Origin of the sequence: Fructilactobacillus sp. Tb1 (assembly GCF_050500285.1) — a bacterium.
In the GTDB taxonomy this organism is placed as follows: domain Bacteria; phylum Bacillota; class Bacilli; order Lactobacillales; family Lactobacillaceae; genus Fructilactobacillus.
On sequence record NZ_CP191377.1, the window covers coordinates 1,432,440 to 1,450,440 of the forward strand.

General features: G+C 33.7%; 20 protein-coding genes. 11 read left to right on the forward strand and 9 right to left on the reverse strand.

Annotated elements, in window-relative coordinates:
* The first annotated feature begins 2 nt into the window (after window positions 1-2).
* From ribF to lepA, 6 genes are all read left to right on the forward strand, one after another.
* A complete protein-coding gene (gene ribF / locus ACQW5G_RS07405) occupies window positions 3-950 on the forward strand; it encodes a riboflavin biosynthesis protein RibF (RefSeq protein ID WP_429970818.1) in 948 nt (315 codons plus the stop codon).
* 85 nt (window positions 951-1,035) lie between these two features.
* The gene (gene hrcA, locus ACQW5G_RS07410; RefSeq protein ID WP_429970819.1) at window positions 1,036-2,076 is read left to right on the forward strand and encodes a heat-inducible transcriptional repressor HrcA; all 1,041 of its coding nucleotides are present in this window, start codon (window positions 1,036-1,038) and stop codon (window positions 2,074-2,076) included.
* A 13-nt stretch (window positions 2,077-2,089) separates the two neighbouring features.
* Entirely contained in the window at window positions 2,090-2,635 is a 546-nt protein-coding gene (grpE, locus tag ACQW5G_RS07415) for a nucleotide exchange factor GrpE (protein WP_429970820.1), read from the forward strand.
* Between the two features lie 50 nt (window positions 2,636-2,685).
* Window positions 2,686-4,530: a molecular chaperone DnaK gene (gene dnaK, locus ACQW5G_RS07420; RefSeq protein ID WP_429970821.1), complete on the forward strand. Its 1,845-nt coding sequence runs from the start codon at window positions 2,686-2,688 to the stop codon at window positions 4,528-4,530.
* Between the two features lie 91 nt (window positions 4,531-4,621).
* A complete protein-coding gene (dnaJ, locus tag ACQW5G_RS07425; protein WP_429970822.1) occupies window positions 4,622-5,755 on the forward strand; it encodes a molecular chaperone DnaJ in 1,134 nt (377 codons plus the stop codon).
* Between the two features lie 125 nt (window positions 5,756-5,880).
* Window positions 5,881-7,704, forward strand: coding sequence for a translation elongation factor 4 (lepA, locus tag ACQW5G_RS07430; protein WP_429970823.1), 1,824 nt, complete (start codon window positions 5,881-5,883; stop codon window positions 7,702-7,704).
* A gap of 123 nt (window positions 7,705-7,827) precedes the next feature.
* On the opposite strand, the gene ACQW5G_RS07435 is transcribed toward lepA, so the two are convergent.
* From ACQW5G_RS07435 to ACQW5G_RS07470, 8 genes are all read right to left on the reverse strand, one after another.
* Window positions 7,828-8,619, reverse strand: coding sequence for a hypothetical protein (locus tag ACQW5G_RS07435; protein WP_429970824.1), 792 nt, complete (start codon window positions 8,617-8,619; stop codon window positions 7,828-7,830).
* A gap of 228 nt (window positions 8,620-8,847) precedes the next feature.
* Complete coding sequence (locus ACQW5G_RS07440; protein WP_429970825.1) at window positions 8,848-9,384, reverse strand: Ltp family lipoprotein; 537 nt, start codon at window positions 9,382-9,384, stop codon at window positions 8,848-8,850.
* Between the two features lie 25 nt (window positions 9,385-9,409).
* On the reverse strand, window positions 9,410-9,754 hold the full coding sequence (locus ACQW5G_RS07445) for a transporter (RefSeq protein WP_429970826.1): 345 nt from the start codon (window positions 9,752-9,754) through the stop codon (window positions 9,410-9,412).
* Window positions 9,755-9,907: 153 nt separating this feature from the next.
* Complete coding sequence (locus ACQW5G_RS07450; protein WP_429970827.1) at window positions 9,908-10,711, reverse strand: hypothetical protein; 804 nt, start codon at window positions 10,709-10,711, stop codon at window positions 9,908-9,910.
* 86 nt (window positions 10,712-10,797) lie between these two features.
* Window positions 10,798-11,571: a fructose permease gene (locus ACQW5G_RS07455; protein ID WP_429970828.1), complete on the reverse strand. Its 774-nt coding sequence runs from the start codon at window positions 11,569-11,571 to the stop codon at window positions 10,798-10,800.
* Between the two features lie 15 nt (window positions 11,572-11,586).
* Window positions 11,587-12,600, reverse strand: a complete 1,014-nt coding sequence (locus tag ACQW5G_RS07460; protein WP_429971906.1) for a zinc-dependent alcohol dehydrogenase family protein — start codon at window positions 12,598-12,600, stop codon at window positions 11,587-11,589.
* 338 nt (window positions 12,601-12,938) lie between these two features.
* Window positions 12,939-13,268 (reverse strand): hypothetical protein, encoded by a 330-nt coding sequence (locus ACQW5G_RS07465; RefSeq protein WP_429970829.1) that lies wholly within the window; start codon window positions 13,266-13,268, stop codon window positions 12,939-12,941.
* 49 nt (window positions 13,269-13,317) lie between these two features.
* A complete protein-coding gene (locus ACQW5G_RS07470; RefSeq protein WP_429970830.1) occupies window positions 13,318-14,082 on the reverse strand; it encodes a YhgE/Pip domain-containing protein in 765 nt (254 codons plus the stop codon).
* Window positions 14,083-14,210: 128 nt separating this feature from the next.
* Here ACQW5G_RS07470 and ACQW5G_RS07475 point away from each other — a divergent pair, with 128 nt between their 5' ends.
* From ACQW5G_RS07475 to ACQW5G_RS07485, 3 genes are all read left to right on the forward strand, one after another.
* Entirely contained in the window at window positions 14,211-14,828 is a 618-nt protein-coding gene (locus tag ACQW5G_RS07475) for a TetR/AcrR family transcriptional regulator (RefSeq protein ID WP_429970831.1), read from the forward strand.
* A gap of 74 nt (window positions 14,829-14,902) precedes the next feature.
* Window positions 14,903-15,205 (forward strand): DUF2316 family protein, encoded by a 303-nt coding sequence (locus tag ACQW5G_RS07480; protein WP_429970832.1) that lies wholly within the window; start codon window positions 14,903-14,905, stop codon window positions 15,203-15,205.
* 119 nt (window positions 15,206-15,324) lie between these two features.
* Window positions 15,325-16,554 (forward strand): D-alanyl-D-alanine carboxypeptidase family protein, encoded by a 1,230-nt coding sequence (locus tag ACQW5G_RS07485; protein ID WP_429970833.1) that lies wholly within the window; start codon window positions 15,325-15,327, stop codon window positions 16,552-16,554.
* A gap of 51 nt (window positions 16,555-16,605) precedes the next feature.
* Here ACQW5G_RS07485 and ACQW5G_RS07490 read toward each other — a convergent pair whose 3' ends face one another.
* A complete protein-coding gene (locus ACQW5G_RS07490) occupies window positions 16,606-16,875 on the reverse strand; it encodes a hypothetical protein (RefSeq protein ID WP_429970834.1) in 270 nt (89 codons plus the stop codon).
* A 234-nt stretch (window positions 16,876-17,109) separates the two neighbouring features.
* Between ACQW5G_RS07490 and ACQW5G_RS07495 the strand changes: the two genes are divergently transcribed.
* Together ACQW5G_RS07495 and ACQW5G_RS07500 are read left to right on the forward strand one after the other, a co-directional pair.
* Window positions 17,110-17,499, forward strand: a complete 390-nt coding sequence (locus ACQW5G_RS07495; protein ID WP_429970835.1) for a VOC family protein — start codon at window positions 17,110-17,112, stop codon at window positions 17,497-17,499.
* 143 nt (window positions 17,500-17,642) lie between these two features.
* On the forward strand, window positions 17,643-17,954 hold the full coding sequence (locus tag ACQW5G_RS07500; RefSeq protein WP_429970836.1) for a hypothetical protein: 312 nt from the start codon (window positions 17,643-17,645) through the stop codon (window positions 17,952-17,954).
* Window positions 17,955-18,001 lie beyond the last annotated feature (47 nt).

Sequence of the window (18,001 nt, forward strand, 5' to 3'; positions counted from 1 at the left end):
TTATGAAAGTAATTAATTTATCTTATCCAATCAGTAATAAAATTGAATTTAAGCAACCAGTTGTATTAGCCATGGGATTTTTTGATGGGGTCCATTTAGGTCATCAAGCGGTAATTAAGCAAGCTAAGCAAATTGCAGATAAAAAAGGATTACCTTTAGCAGTCCTAACTTATGATCACCATCCAGCTTTGGTATACAAAAAATTGGAAGGTAATGCCGCTCGGTATCTTTCTATTTGGAATCGTAAAGTGCAGTTATTCGATGATTTGGGGGTTAACATTGTCTATCGTGTTAATTACAACTATGCTTTTCAAGCCCAAAAGCCACAAGAATTTGTTGATAACTATTTGGTTAGAATGCAATCTGAGACAGTGGTAGCTGGATTTGATCATACCTATGGAGCAAAAAAGGCGACAATGAATGATTTACCAGACTATGCTAAAGGACGTTTTCATGTGGTAACAGTGCCGGCGGATGTTTTAGCTGGGAAAAAAATTAGTTCAACTCGAATTCGTCGTAATTTAGAAAATGGACATCTGAAGACTGTTAATGAATTATTAGGATATCAGTTTGAAACTGAAGGAACGGTCGTGCATGGTTTAGCACGTGGACGTACTTTAGGCTTTCCGACTGCTAATGTGGAATACAGTGAGTTGCAACAACTTCCATCCGAAGGAATCTACATCGTTAGTATGCTAGTTAATGATGAATGGTTACCAGCCATGGCTTCTATCGGTCGAAATGTCACTTTTGGTAATCACAATCCCATCACAATTGAAATTAATATTTTAGACTTTAATCAAAATATTTATGGTAATCGGGTTAAAGTTCGTTGGTTGGCTAAAATGCGTGACGAAGTCAAGTATACTGGGGAACAGGCTTTGATTGAACAATTACAAAAAGATGAAATCCAAACCCGTGAATATTTTACAAAGATTGGTCAAGCTTAATTCTTGACCTTATTAGTATTCCTTGGTACTCTATAAATGTGCCTTAGCACTTGGGACTAACGAGTGCTAAAAAGGAGTGATAGAGATGCTCACTGAAAGACAATCAATGATTCTGAAATATATAATTGATGATTATTCTAAGACAGGTGTGCCAATTGGCTCAAAGGCCTTAGCTGAACAATTACCAATTGATGTCAGTTCAGCAACCATTCGAAATGAAATGGCAGTTTTAAACAAACAACATTTAATTGAGAAGTTGCACACGTCTTCTGGCCGAGTTCCATCTAATGAAGGTTATCGATATTATATCGACCATCTTACAAAACCTGTAAAGCTTGATAACAAGCATTTACAGTATATTAGTGAAATGTTAGATGGATCTTTTCAACAAATTGATGATTTAGTTCGTCAATCTGCCGATGTTTTATCGAACATTACTGATTACACTGCTTTGACGTTTACACCAGAATTGAAGACTGAAAATACCGTTAAGCATTTACAGTTAGTCAATATTGGAATGAACCGAATGATGGTGGTCATCGTGATGGGAAATGAACAGGTTGAGAATCAATCATTTTTAGTTACGAAGCATTATACTGATTCGCAATTAACACAAGCCACTAACTTATTAAATGAGAGATTAGTTGGTAAGACTGCACGGGAAGTAAAACAAGCTTTTCAGTCAGAACTTTTGACTGATTTACATGCTTACTTATCTGATACAGCTCAGTTTGTCCAAGCAATTCGTTCAATCTTAACTAAGATTGATGATGATCATTACTTTGTTAGTGGTCGAATGAATATGTTTGAACAAAATGGTAAACAAGATTTTTCTAAAATTAAACCACTCTATTCGATGTTCAATAATGACGATGGAATTGATTCCTTGTTAGAAAAGAGTTTACAACCAATTTCAGTGAAAATTGGATCTGAAATTGATAATGATCAATTAAAAGACTACAGCATAATTACTGGAACCTATGATTTGGGTAATCATGGAGTGGGAAGAATTGCATTAATTGGACCAACGCGGATGTCATATCCGAATATGCTAGGTGTCGTTGATGCCTTCCGCCATGAACTTAAAGACCGTATTTCTGGTTATTATCGTAGTTATGATCAATAAAGGAGGGTTGAACATGTCAAAGAAACAAGCTGAAGAACAACCAAAAGAAGCTAAAGAAGAAACAGTTGAAGAAGACGTTAAATCTGATCCAAAAGTTGATGCTTTAACTGCTAAGATTGCTGAGTTACAAAAACAATTAGATGATTCCCAAAATGATTATTTGCGTGCTCAAGCTGAAATTCAAAACATGCAAAAGAGCAACCAAAAAGAACAAAGTGCTCTTGCTAAGTATGGAGCTCAAAAGCTAGCTAAAGAAGTTGTTCCAGTAATGGATGACTTAAAACGTGCTTTATCAGTTAAAGTTGATAACGAAAGTGGTAATCAATTGAAGACTGGGATTGAAATGGTTTATAAACACCTTGAAAAAGCATTAAAGGATAATGATATCCAAGAAATTGATGCTGATGGCGTCGAATTCAATCCAGAGTTTCATCAAGCTGTTCAAACTGTACCTGCGGATGATGAACATCCTGCTGATACAGTAGTTTCTGTATTACAAAGTGGTTATAAAATTGCTGATCGAGTACTTCGTCCAGCAATGGTAGTTGTGGCGCAATAGTTGCACTGCCAATTAAAAAAATAAAAATAAATTAAAAGAGGGTATTTAACATGGCAAGTAATAAAATTATTGGTATTGATTTAGGTACTACAAACTCTGCAGTTGCTGTTATGGAAGGTGGAAAACCAAAGATCATCACTAATCCTGATGGTTCAAGAACTACACCTTCAGTAGTTGCATTTAAGAATGGTGAAATCCAAGTTGGTGAAGTTGCAAAACGTCAAGAAATCACTAACCCTAACACTGTTCGTTCAATCAAGAGTCACATGGGTGAAGAAGGTTACACAGTAGATATTGATGGAAAGAAATACACTCCACAACAAATCTCTGCTATGATTCTTCAATACATCAAAGGTTACGCTGAAGATTACCTTGGTGACACAGTTTCTGAAGCAGTTATTACTGTTCCTGCATACTTCAATGATGCACAACGTCAAGCTACTAAAGATGCTGGTAAGATTGCTGGATTAGACGTTAAACGTATTATTAACGAACCTACTGCCGCTGCTCTTGCATACGGTATGGATAAACAAGATAAAGACGAAAAAGTTCTTGTTTACGATTTAGGTGGTGGTACTTTTGATGTTTCTGTCCTTGAATTAGGTGACGGTGTCTTCCAAGTACTTTCAACTAATGGTGATACTCACCTTGGTGGTGATGACTTTGACCAAAGAATCATTGATTACTTGGTTGCTGAATTCAAGAAAGAAAACGGTATTGATTTATCACAAGATAAGATGGCCTTACAACGTTTGAAAGATGCTGCTGAAAAAGCTAAGAAAGAACTTTCAGGTGTAACTTCAACTGAAATCAGTCTTCCATTTATCGCTTCAAACGACAATGGTCCACTTCACTTACAAACAACTCTTACACGTGCTAAATTCAATGAATTAACACATGACTTAGTTGAAAAGACTAAGATTCCATTTGAAAATGCTTTGAAAGATGCTGGTCTAAGTACTAGTGATATCGACGAAGTTATCTTAAATGGTGGATCAACTCGTATTCCTGCTGTTCAAGAAGCAGTTAAGGAATGGTCTGGTAAAGAACCTAACCACTCAATTAACCCTGATGAAGCTGTTGCCTTAGGTGCTGCTGTTCAAGGTGGTGTGCTTACTGGTGATGTTAAGGACGTTGTTTTACTTGACGTTACTCCATTGTCATTAGGTATCGAAACTATGGGTGGTGTGATGACTAAGTTGATTGAAAAGAACACTACCATTCCAACTTCTAAATCACAAACATTCTCAACAGCCGCAGATAACCAAACTGCTGTAGATATTCACGTCTTACAAGGTGAACGTCCAATGGCTGGTGATAACAAATCATTAGGTCGTTTCCAATTGACTGATATTCCTGCTGCACCTCGTGGTATTCCACAAATCGAAGTTACATTTGATATCGATAAAAACGGTATTGTAAATGTATCTGCTAAAGATAAGGGTACTGGTAAGGAACAAAAGATTACTATCAAGGATTCAAATGGTCTTTCTGATGAAGAAATCGAAAAGATGATGAATGAAGCCAAAGCTAACGAAGAAGCTGACAAAAAGAAGAAAGAAGAAGTTGACTTGAACAATGAAGTTGACCAATTAATCTTCCAAACTGACAAAACTTTGAAAGACGTTGAAGGAAAAGTTTCTGAAGACGAAATCAAGGGTGTTAAGGACGCTGAAGAAGCTTTGAAGAAAGCTAAAGCTGATGGTAACCTTGATGATATGAAAGCTAAGAAAGATGCATTGAACGAAAAAGTTCAAGCTGTAGCTGTTAAGTTATATCAACAACAACAAGCTCAAGGTGGACAAGAAGGTGCTGCTAACGGTGATGATTCTAAGAAAGATGACAACACTGTTGATGGTGACTTCCACGAAGTTCATGATGACGATAAAAAATAATCTGATTCGAAATTAATAACATTTTTCAAAAAGCCAAAGCCACTTCGGTTGGTTTTGGCTTTTTGCTTATTAAATTAATGTGGAGGTTATCATGGCTGATAAGAATTATTATGATATTTTAGGGATTTCTAAAGATGCCTCAGATAAAGATATTAGTCACGCATATCGACATCTTTCAAAGAAATATCATCCAGATATTAATAAAGAACCTGGCGCAGAAGCTAAGTTCAAGGAAATTACTGAAGCTTATGAAGTTTTAAGTGATAAACAAAAACGTGCAAATTATGACCAATATGGTTCAGCTGATGGTCCACAAGGATTCGGTGGCGGATCCGGAGGTGGTGGATTTGGCGGTGGCGCTAACTACAGTGACTTCTCTGATATTTTCAGTGATTTATTCGGTGGTGGTGGACGTCGTCAACGTCAAGATCCAACTGCTCCAAGACGTGGTGAAGATTTACAATATCGGATGGACTTAACATTTGATGAAGCTATTTTTGGTCGTAAAACTACGATTAAATATCATCGTCAAGCTGTATGTCCTGATTGTCACGGTACTGGTGCTAAGCCAGGTACTCATCCAGAAACTTGTCCAGACTGTCATGGTTCTGGAGTTGTGATGAGAACGGTTAATACCCCAATGGGACAAATGCAGACTCAAGCACCATGTCCTAAGTGTCATGGTACTGGTAAAATCATTAAAGACAAATGTCCTAAATGTGGTGGTACTGGTAAGATTGAAGAAGAACATCAAGTAGAAGTTAACGTTCCAGCCGGAATTGAAGATGGCCAACAAATGCGTCTTCAAGGACAAGGTAACGCTGGAGAAAATGGTGGCCCTTACGGTGATTTATACATCATCTTTAGAGTGGCACCAAGCAAAGACTTCAGACGTGATGGATCAACAATCTACTACAACAAGACCATTTCATTTACTGATGCTGCATTAGGAAATGAAATTGATGTTAAGACCGTTTACGGTAATGGTAAATTGAAGATTCCTGCTGGTACACAAACTGGGACTATCTTCAAATTACGTGGTAAGGGTGCACCTAAACTTCACAGTGATAGTAAAGGTGATGAATTAGTCAAAGTAACTGTTGACACACCTAAGAAACTTAATGCTGATCAAAAACTCGCATTGCGTGCTTTTGCTGAAGCTAGTGGTGATAAATCACAAGAAAATAAAGGTTTCTTTGAAAAATTAAAAGCTAAATTGAAATAAAGATAAGGAAGGGGCTAAATTAGTCTCTTCCTTATTTGTTTAATCGTGAATCCATTGGTATAATTGAACTAATTTGAAATATTGAACGAATTAAGAAAGTAGGAAAAAACTTGGATTACCAAAAAATGAAAGAGAAGCAAAAGAAGATTAGAAACTTTGCCATTGTTGCTCATATTGATCACGGTAAGTCTACTTTAGCCGATCGTATTTTAGAAATGACTGACACTGTTTCTAAACGTGAAATGAAAGATCAATTATTAGATAACATGGAATTGGAACGTGAACGTGGAATTACCATCAAATTGAATGCGGTAGAATTAACATACCATGCCAATGACGGCGTTGATTACGTCTTCCATTTAATTGATACTCCTGGACACGTCGATTTCTCATATGAAGTATCACGTAGTTTAGCTGCCTGCGAAGGGGCTTTATTAGTTGTGGATGCAACCCAAGGAATTCAAGCACAAACGCTTGCTAACGTTTATTTAGCCCTTGAAAACGACTTGGAAATCTTACCTGTTATCAATAAGGTTGATTTACCATCCGCAGATCCGGAAAAAGTTAAAAAAGAAATCGAAGACGTTATCGGAATTGATACTAGTAATGCCGTTGAAGTTAGTGCTAAAACTGGACTTCACGTCGACAAATTACTCGAAGAAATCGTGAAATATATTCCAGCTCCTCAAGGTGATATTGAAGCACCATTGAAAGCGTTGGTCTTTGATTCAATCTATGATGATTATCGCGGTGTGGTATTGAGTGTGCGTCTTTATGATGGGGTTGTTAAAGCTGGTGACCGTATTCGATTGATGAATAGTGGTAGTGAATATGATGTAACCGAAGTTGGGGTTAACTCTCCACATCCTATTCCCCGTGATTACTTAATGGCTGGGGATGTTGGTTATATTACTGCTAGTATCAAGGATATCAACGAAACCCGTGTGGGTGATACAGTGACGGATGCTAATAATCCAACTGAAAAAGCCTTAACTGGTTATCGTGAAATGATGCCTATGGTTTACGCTGGACTTTACCCAACTGATAACGCTAAATTTGAAGATTTGCGGGAAGCATTGGAAAAATTGAAGTTAAATGATGCTGCTTTAGAATTTGAACCCGAAGTTTCTCAAGCTTTAGGATTTGGTTTCCGTTGTGGATTCCTTGGACTTCTTCACATGGACGTTGTGCAAGAACGTTTGGAACGTGAATTTAACCTTGATTTGATTACTACTGCACCATCTGTTACTTATCATGTTGATATGAATGATGGCAGTACGATTGAAGTGGAAAACCCATCAGAAATGCCAGATGCATCATCTATTAAAGATATTAAAGAACCTTACGTTAAAGCTTCATTGATGGTTCCAAACGATTACGTTGGTGCCGTTATGAAACTTTGTCAATCTCGTCGTGGTGATTTTGTAACCATGGAATATCTTGATGACACCCGTGTAAACGTAATTTACCAAATGCCATTGTCAGAAATTATCTTTAACTTCTTTGATCGTTTGAAATCAAGTACTCATGGTTATGCCTCACTTGATTATGATGTTGATGGATACCGGATTAGTGACTTAGTTAAAGTTGATATCTTGCTAAATGGTGATAAAGTCGATGCCTTGAGTTTTATTGCGCATAAACAATTCGCCGAAGAACGTAGTCGTGATATCGTTGGTAAATTGAAGGGGATTATTCCTCGTCAAAACTTTGAAATTCCAATTCAAGCAGCAATAGGTGCTAAGATTATTGCGAGAACCAACATCAAAGCTTACCGTAAGGATGTTACCGCTAAGATTCATACTGGTGATCCTGACCGTCGTGCTAAATTGTTGGATAAACAAAAGCGTGGTAAGAAACGGATGAAATCAGTTGGTAAGGTAGAAGTTCCACAAGAAGCCTTTATGGCAGTTTTGAAAACTGATGAGGAGCAAAAGGGCGGTAAATAGGCATTCTTGATTTCCAGACTAAATGAAAAATGACGTTTTGCCATCAATTTGCCAACAAAATTAAATAGAATATTAAAAAATACCATTTGAAAATTAATTCAAATGGTATTTTTGTGTACATAATTATTTTAATGATTGACGATATCCTGCAGCTTGAGCTTCTTCAGCTGAATTAAAGTAAACGGTGTTTGCTGGTCTAATTCTATAGTTAGTTTGACTAGCTAAATGATAAACCATAGTTCTACTATTTCCTACAACTGGTTGAGAATTAGAGTTAACTTTACCGCTATTAATACTTGAATTTGATGATGTAGCTTGTGTGTTAGTAGCCGTATTTTCCTCTTTCGCTTGTTCTTTAGCAGTATCTTGTTCTTGTTTAGCTTTCTTTTCTGCTTCTTTTTTATCTTTTTCAGCTTGCTCTTCTTGTTGTTTTTTTGCTTTATCTGCTTTTTCTTTATCGATTTTATCTTGTTTTAATTTTTCTTCTTGTTCTTTTTGTTTTTTCTTATCAGCTTCTTTTTTATCATTTTTTTTGCTTGTTTGTTCTGTTTTAGGTTTATCAAAGATGGACTTATCTTTAACAGCAAAAGTAGCACTAAAAATAGCTGATAAAATGATTATGATTAAACATAATTTAGTATATTTTATTTGCTTGTTGTTTTTAATTCTTTGAAATATTTGAAAGCCTAAATAACCAAAAGTACAAAAACCAATAAATTTTAGTATATTAGAGATAATTTGATTTTTAAATAGTAATGAAATACATATTGCTGCAAAGAAAAGTGCTAGTAGAAAAACATATAAATAAATATTCGATTTTTCAGAATCAATGTTGCTTAGTTTAGCAGATTTTATAAATAAAAATATTGCTAATATAATGAAAATAAATAGTAAAAAATAAAGTAGTGATGACATAAAATAAATCTCCTAAGTATATAGCTTTTAGCGTCGATCAGGTTTGGACGTAGTAAAGTTGTATAAAATCAATTTATTATATTAGTATAACAGTTAATTAATAAAAAAAATCCACTAAATTAATAGTGGATTTTGTTATTTTTAAAATTATAAAACAGAATTGAAATGCAATTATTATAATACCCTAAAACGTAATTAAACTGCTTAGGATATTAATAGTAAAGCAGATTAATTGTCAGTATTATCAGTAGTTGAATCGTCATCTCCGCTTGTATTTGTAACTGCACCAAGATGTAGTTTATTTATAGCGTATTTAGCCTGTTCAGGAGTATATTTGTCACCTGCATTGGAAGTTAATTGGTCATAAACACCATTTGCTGACATATTCATGTCTTTTGAATATGTTTTTGCAGATTTAACCGCAGATTTTTTATAATCATTATCTGTAAATTTATTTACAGCATATTTAGCAGCATCTGGCTTAAATCCTTCACCAGATTTAGAAGTCAGCTGCTCATATAATCCATCTTTACTAAAGCCTTGCATATCCATATAACTTTTAGCTTTTTCATATGCGTTTTGATATTCAACACTTACGTTATCTTTAGATGTTTTTTCAGTTTTTGTCTTGGAAGATGAGCTATCTTTACTATCAGAAGACTTATTTCCTTGACTTGCTAATACAAAAATTATAAATACTACTAGAAGCCAGAACCACCAGCGCTTATAAAACTTTTTTGTAGGTTTTGCGTTTGTTTCAGACATATACTTCTCCTATATAATACAATTATTATTTTTTAACTGGTTTTTGCATAAATGAAAATACACAAGCAATGATTAATAAAACCATTGCTGGAAAAGCCATAATTGATCCAAGAGCAAAAATACCACTACCAATAATTCCAAGAATTGGACCTACAATTGAGATTTGGTGTTTCTTGCTTTGTACAAGAGACCAAACGTTTAAAACTAAACCAATTAAAGCAACAACGGCAAGAAATGTTGCCATACTGCTAGCATTATCCTTTCCCGCATCAGAAAAAGCAGCGCCCATAATTAAGAACCATGAGAAAAATGCAAAAATGATTTCAAAGATATCATATATTGCAGTCCACATATTTAATTTAAGTTTCATAATGAAACCTCCTATAAAGTAATATAAAATTCAGCTTTTAAAGTCATTCAGTTTTGGACAAATAATTATTAAAAAAATATTAAGCAATGCTTAAATTATAACAAAACCGAAAGAAAAATGCTCACTAATTCGTTAATTAGTGAGCATTATATATTAATTATTTGATTTTGTCGTTCCAGTATTACTTGTATCAGGAGTAGGTGTAGCAGGGGTAGGTTGATTATTACTATTTGATGGATTATTATCAGTTTTATTAGTGATTGAACTAACTTGATCTTTAACCTTATCTACGGCATTGCTTAATGAACTATTTGCATTATCATTTTCATTAGATGTAGTTGGTACGGTTGGTTGTGAATTGTTAGTATCATTGGATGTGGTATTAGTAGTTGTATTATTTTCATCATCATTAGTTTGACTAGTGTTAGGATTATTTACTTTCTCTTTAATTTTGTTGGTTACACCAACTGGATTTAACCATCCATCGAAAGTATTCATAATCGTACTACCAAAAGCAAAAAACATAATAATAACTACTACAAATGCCGTAATAATCGCTAAAATAGTGGTTCCAACGTTACTAGATTGGTTACGAATGATTCGTGACATATTTTGCTGACTATTATCCTGGTTATTGAAATTATTGTTATTAGCAATAAATCCATTAGTAATTAAAGCTTCATTAGAAGCAGCATTTGCAGGTTGCCATCCCTTATTCAAAAGACCATTAATATATAATTTGTTATATACAAATGCAAAAATGAAGAATACAATCAATGATCCAAACCCATAAGTTCTGAATCCTAATAAGATTTCAGCTACTAACATAACCATGAACCAGAGCCAATCACCTCTAAAGAGTGCTGGCCAGAATCCAAAGAAGAAGGTTGTCCAAGAAAAGCCAATTTTTGCATTTTTAACCTGATTGGTAGCAGGATTAACTAGACTAATTTTCATATAATTCGTCTCCTATATTGTTTATAAACTTTATAATACACCAAGGTAAGTAAAAAGACAGAGCAATTATGCTCTGTCTTTTGCTATTACATATTTTTTTCATTGATATCTGTGTCAATATCCTTGGTAACAATAGTTTCGTCACCACTATTTGTAGTATCAATTGCTTGGTGTTTTAATTTGGGAAAGACAAATTTATCAGCTAATCCAGTTATACTACCTTGGAAAAGAAAGGCAAAGATTGTTCCAATTCCATAAAAAGCAATTCGACGTGTAATTAAAATTGCAATGATTCCAATAATTGTAGGGGGAATATATGAATACCACATTGCTAATTTTGCGTTTCCATGGAGATATTTAAAGCGGATGATTTGCATTAAATCATCATTAGGATGCAAAACTAAATTAACCCGTTGATAAATAGAAATAGCAATTGCAATAAGGGAAATACCGAAGAAATTAATTAGAATATATAGTGAAATTAATCCAGGGGTACGGCCAGCAGGTAATTTAACAACATTATTGAAAAAATCGTAAAATACTTGAATTAACCAGGAAAATGGAATCATAAAGATTAAGTTACCAATGGCACGACCCCAATCCCATTTATGAAGTAATAGGGCATTTAAGATGATAACTAAAAATCCGATTAATACAAATGTCCAGAAAAGATTCCAGTGAAAAGCAATGCTTAAATTAGTTTCTGCGGCTGTCCAGTATGCCGATCCTAAAAACGAAGGAAATACTTTAGCACTAGTGACCAAAGTTAATACATTACCAAGAGAATTAATTACTAGTGAAATAATAAAGTAGATAATTGACACTCGCATTGAAATTGTACGAGGCGTTTTGGTAGTCATGATAACCTTCTTTGTCTATTTAAGGTTAGGGTTTACTGCAACAATTGATTTACCTACTTTAGGAGTAGTATGGTTAAGGACATTTTCCACTTCATCAAGTTTGAGAATATTTGCTTGGAATGGTTCAGTTTTAACTACACCAGAATCCATTAAAGCAATTGAATCTTCAAAAGCATGAGGATTAATCATTGATCCTTTAATGGTTAATTGTTTTTTGAAAATTTCATAGGTATTCATTGAGAAAGTTTGACTGGGTTTACCAACTCCAAACATCATAACTTGAGCACCTTTGTTAGTATGATCAACGGCTTCTTCTTGAGTAGCTGGAAGACCAACAGCTTCAACTACCATGTCATAATTTTCTTTTAGTGGTGTTTTACTAGTATTAATAACTTTATTAAGGTTTAACTTATCTTTAAGATCAGCTAAAACATCATCGTTAATTCCAGCCATATCAATTCTTTGAATTCCATAGGCACGGAGAATTTGAGCAAATAGTTTAGCCATAAATCCGTCACCAATGATCAATGCCTTTTGATAAGGAGTAATGTTATCAGTAATCTTCATAGCATGCACAACACATGAAATTGGTTCAAGAGAGCAGGCAGCTTGAAGAGAAATTGAATCAGGTAACTTATAAGTTACTTTTTCTGGGGCAGTAAAGTATTGTTCCAATCCACCATCACGGGTTACACCAATTGCGGAAAGATTATCACATAATTCAAAACGTCCAGTTCGGCAATAGAAACAGTGATCACAATAAATATTAGGATCAACTGCGACACGATCACCAACCTCAATTCCATGAACATTTTTACCAACTTCTCTTACAATTCCGGAATTTTCGTGACCTAACACAATGGGTGGAACCGCATCTGTTGATCCAGGAAGCCCGTTGAATAAAGCATTATCAGTTCCACATAGACCAGCGTATGCAGTTTCAACTAAAACTTCGTCATCTTTTGGAGTAGGAATATCCACTTTTTCCATTTCCATTTTTTGTTTTCCGGTCATTACTAAAGCGTTCATTTTTTTAGTCATAATAAGTGACTCCTTTTCTAAATCTAATAAGTATCTAATAAATTTGTAAAGGGTAGGTAAAGTTATTGCTCTTTACGTGTCCTAATGTAAACGCTTTCTATTATTTATGCAATCGCTTACATACCTGATATAAGGCATGTTACAGCGTTCACAATTACTAAAATAAATACATTGTAGCTAACAAAAGGTTCTATTTGTATAGTTAAATTGAGTGAAATTAAAAAAATCGTGAAATAAATATTTATTTCACAATTACTTTTTTATCCATTTTTAATTCAAGCGATAAAAAAATAGGCACTAAAAAGTGTCTATTTTTTGAATTATTTTTAAATAAAAGTTGCTTTATGCCGTTTACCAAATGTTTCAAAGAAGAACATTACTAAACCTGCACCAGCAATCGTGATCAATGCCCAAGTATTTTGGTTCAAGAAACTAGCTTTGAAGTAAAGCATGTCACGAACACCTTCATACAAGAATTTCATTGGTAACCATGGAAGCACGTAATCTTGGTAAGCTTTTGGGAGCATTTCTGGAGCCATTACTAATAATGGAAGACCAAAGAATAGTAATAAGACAAAGATTAATACCCCTGGGAAACCAGTCCATGAAATCACACCAGAGAATAGCATGATAAATGAGAAAGTTGCAATAGCCAAGAAGAATGAAAGCCCGACTTTATCTGGGAAAGTGTATCCAAGAATATGGCTAGCATAGAAAAGTCGTACAGAAACCGGAAACTAAAGATAATAGAGCAGTGATTACAACTACTGAACCCTTAAATGCAAGCACATCTTTTTTATGTTTAGGTTTAAATGAACGACTAGCGAAGTAAAGTAACATGGTCATTACCAAACTAACAATCCAGATTGGTTGGAAGAAAACGGAACTAGCTGCTTCTAGATTCTTAGTAGAATGAACAGTAGTAGTTTCGACGCTAAATGGGTTTGCAATGGCTTCTGCTTTAGCAGCAGGAATTTGAACATTCATCATTCCCATTTTAGTTAACATACCAGCGCCAATTGAAGTACCAATCTTGCTGAACATATTAGTTAAAATTGTATTAACGTTAGTTGAAAGGGTGTTATTGCGACCTTGATTAACAATGATCTTGATATTAACTTTTTGTCCAGTTTGAGCAATACTACCCATTGACTGAGATAAGTTTTTGGGAATAATTACAGTTGCATAATTACCATCAAAGTTTAAAGCTTTATCAGCTTCCTTAGTAGTCTTATATTCATGCCATTTGAACATGGGTTTATCAGCATGAGCAGCTTTAGTTTTATTGCTCATAACTTTTTTAGTTAATTCTTTACCTTGTGGTCCTTGATCTAGATTTACAATTCCGACCGGAACATTTTGAATAGTAGCTTTAGCTGTTGGAAATTGGAACAAAGTAATGATTAAAGTTACAAATAAGGCTGCTAAAATAGCAAAGCCAAAGAACTTATTTTTTAAAATTCGTTTCATAATCCATCCTCCTTTTTTTTAATGAAACAGTTAGTTGCTTTTTACTTAAATAAGCATATACTGGTTCTAAAATAGATGTAAGAATTAAAATGCAAGAAAGTGTTGCATTTTGAAATAGGAGACTAATTATGGTTAACTATCATCAAAAAATTAACAAAACTGATAAATTAATTGAAGATACTTTATTATCTTTAATGAATGAAAAACCATTGGCAAAAATTTCAATCAATCAAATTTGCAATCGAGCTGAAATCAATCGATCAACGTTTTACCGCCATTTTGATGATAAGTATTTGGTATTGGAAAAAATTGAAGCTGGTTTATTAGCAAAATTCTTTTCAATTTCCAGTAACAGTGTGGAAAATAGCATTAATATTGAAGAATTAGCTGCTAATTTAGAGCAATATATTGATACATTATTGGATATGATTCAAAATGATCGGAAATCTTTATCAATTATCTTAGGTAAAAATGGAGACTCTAATTTTCATAGCCAACTAACGGATATGTTAACTGATCGAATTCGAAGTAATTGGAAGAAAATTAGTCATAATGTACAAGGTAACTTAAATAATCTTGATACTGATTTAGCCATTAATTTTATTGTGGCAGCTGATATGGCCATTGTTATGTATACGTTAGATAATCCTGATATTTCGCACGCTACCATTAAAAAGACATTTGCCAAATTGTTGATTAAGGGACCCTTGAATACCATCTATGATTCATTGATGACTGATGATTAATAAGCTTTTTGTGAACTAATTTAACAATTGAGCGTTAAACTATAAGCATGACATGAAAGAAGGAGTTAATTAAAATGAGTTTAAATCCAACTGAACAAGCTAATACTAAACGCGAATTACGGGAAAATTTTGATTTAGCAAAGGTAACAGCAGAACAAGCAGCTCGTGATTTAGATACGACGGTTACTCATTTTGAAGATGTTTTGCAACTTGATTCAACTCGAATTGAGGAACCCTGGATTATTAAGCAATATTTAAATGACAAGATTGTTGAACAAGGTAAGGAACCCGTTCCATATTCTAAATTAGTTGGAGACCCCGCTAATTATTGGTTTTTAGATGATGGCTTTATTAAGCAAGGAAAGTTAATTAAATAGATACTTCATAGGAATGCTCATTCAAGTATTCCTATTTTTTATGAAAATACAGTACAAATGACACTCTAAATGGAATATCATAGAAGTAATATATTCTTTAAGTGAGGAATTTACATAATATGAAGTTTAAAAAGTTTTTTATTGGGTCATTTGTAACTGCTGGAACATTTTTAGTAATTAATACAGGACATAACGCTAATGCTGCTATTTTTACTCCAAATGTCCAATCAAAGGCCGCTATTTTAGTTAATACCAAGACTGGGCAAGTTATTGCCAGTAAAAATGACACCCAACGTTATCCAATTGCATCAGTTAGTAAGCTGATTGTGGTTTACATGGTTGAACAACAGATTCAAGAAGGAAAACTTAAACGGACAGACACAGTTCAAGTTCCCCGACGAATTTTACATTTTAGTCAAAATACCAGCATTGCCAATATACCAATGCAGCCTAAAGCTAAATACACCGTGGAAGATTTAGAAAAGGCCGCATTGCTACCATCATCTAATGCAGCTGCGATGGCATTAGCACATAAAGTTAGTGGTTCTCAATCACAATACTATGAAGATGCAGAAAAACTACTTGATTCGTGGGGAATTAAGAATGTTAGTATTTATTCTTCAAGTGGATTGAGAAATGGTGATATGGGTGAAATAAAAAGTAAACACGTTAATGATAATGCTGAAAATGAATTGTCAGCTCGTGAATTAGCATTAATTGCTACTAAACTGGTTAATAAATACCCACATGTTTTAGATATTACTAAACATCCAGTCGAACATTTTCCTAATGGCCATGGGGGACAACAAGATTTGGTAAGTACTGATAAGTTACTGGGTACTTCACGTTATCATTTTAAAGGACTTAAGACCGGAACTAGTTCCCATAATGGAGTTAATTTTGTAGGTTATTCGACGCTAAAACAACAACCAGTAGTTTCAGTAGTTTTAAATGCAGCACCAGGAGTTAACTTTAAAGATACTGAAAGTATGATGGAACAGGCGGATGCTAAAACAACAACAATTAAGCATAATGTTAAGTCGGTTAAAGTTGATAATGCTGATACTGATGGTGGTGAAATAGCAATTAAACCACAAACACCAACTGCAATGTTTGCATCTAAGCGTCTTAAAGCTAATGATTTAAAGAGTAAATTTAATGAAGCTGATGATTTAAGTGCACCATTAAAGAAAAATGAATTTGTCGGAAACCAAACCCTCAATTTTAAAGATCATAGATACAATGATTTTATTGAAAAACAACCTAAAATTAAATATGTTTCAAAAGCTAATGTTGAAAAAACATGGATGATTGTTTCGATGTATCGTAAGTTTATTGGATTATTTTAGAATATAAAAAATAGAGCTAACTGTAAAAAGTTAGCTCTATTTTTGGATTGTTTAACGTGGGATGGCCATGAATACAACATTTTGATTTTTAGGAAATGAATTCTTTTCACCAAAATCATCAAATGAAATGCTATCACCTGGTTTACCAAGTTCATGTTTTGGATCTTTTTTGATAATTAGAAGGTGTTCATGATCACGATTAATGTCATCAAGAGTTACAGCATCTAACTCAGCAACTTCACCAGAAGGTAAAGTAACTTTGATTTCTTTTAAATCATGAATACCATCTGAGTCAATTTCAAACGGAACATTTACTAGCATAACGACTTCCTCCTCATTAATAATGAATCTATTATACAATTTATGGTCAGAAAAGGTAAAAATAAAAACTCGAAAATTGGGTTTTATAACTAAGAAAATAAGAACGTTAATTTTGATTGTAAAAATTAATTAAGTGAATGAAAACGCTTTATTAATTTTGATTTTTGTTTTATAATGTAGTTGTTACAAATTTCACATATGAAAAATAAATATAATTGTTTAGGAGAGATAACTATGGCTTTAGATAATTACTTTACTGGAATTCAACACGTTGGTATTCCTGCAGGAAACTTAGACGAAACAAAAGCATTTTACGAAAAATTAGGTTTTGAATTAGCTGGTGAATTTATGTACAACGATGCACGTTGTGCCTTCATGAAATACGGTAACCTTATGATTGAAACATGGGAAGGCGACAAAATCGCTGATGTTGATGGTGCTATCAACCATATTTCATTGAACACTACTGATGCAGATGCTGCTCTTAAAGAAGCAAAAGCAATGGGATTAAATCTTATTGATACTGAAATTCAAACTCGTCCATTCTGGGAAAAAGGAATCCGCTTCTTCAACATTTACGGACCTAACCACGAAAAAATCGAATTTTGTGAAATCGTTAAATAATTTGATTATCAAAACAGACGTGTTTATCGCGTCTGTTTTTTTGTTTTATCTTATGGAACCACTTGCCATTTTAGTTACTCTCCAGTAATATTTAAGATAGAAATAAGATTGGTTACGAAATAATAAGAGAATGGAGGGATAACATGTTAGCAATTACTAAACAGTTTTTACGCGATAACGGTTATCATTATAAAAAGGGTTATATTAGACCACTTATGACTCCAGATAGCGTTTATATTTTCCGATTTGGTAAAGATGATCTAAATAATCGAATTATTTTACGTTATGGTCACGGATGGACAGGTAGACAAAAAATCAAAGAAATTGATTTACGTCTTCACAAACAAAAACACCCACGAATTTTTAAAACTGAACACAGCTTAATGAAATATCTAAATGCTAATTTAGAAAATCATGAAGAAAAAGTTGAACGTTTAGGTTTAGATAAGAAGTAAAAAATGCATCCTACTTAGGGTGCATTTTTTGTAATTGTAGATTTTTA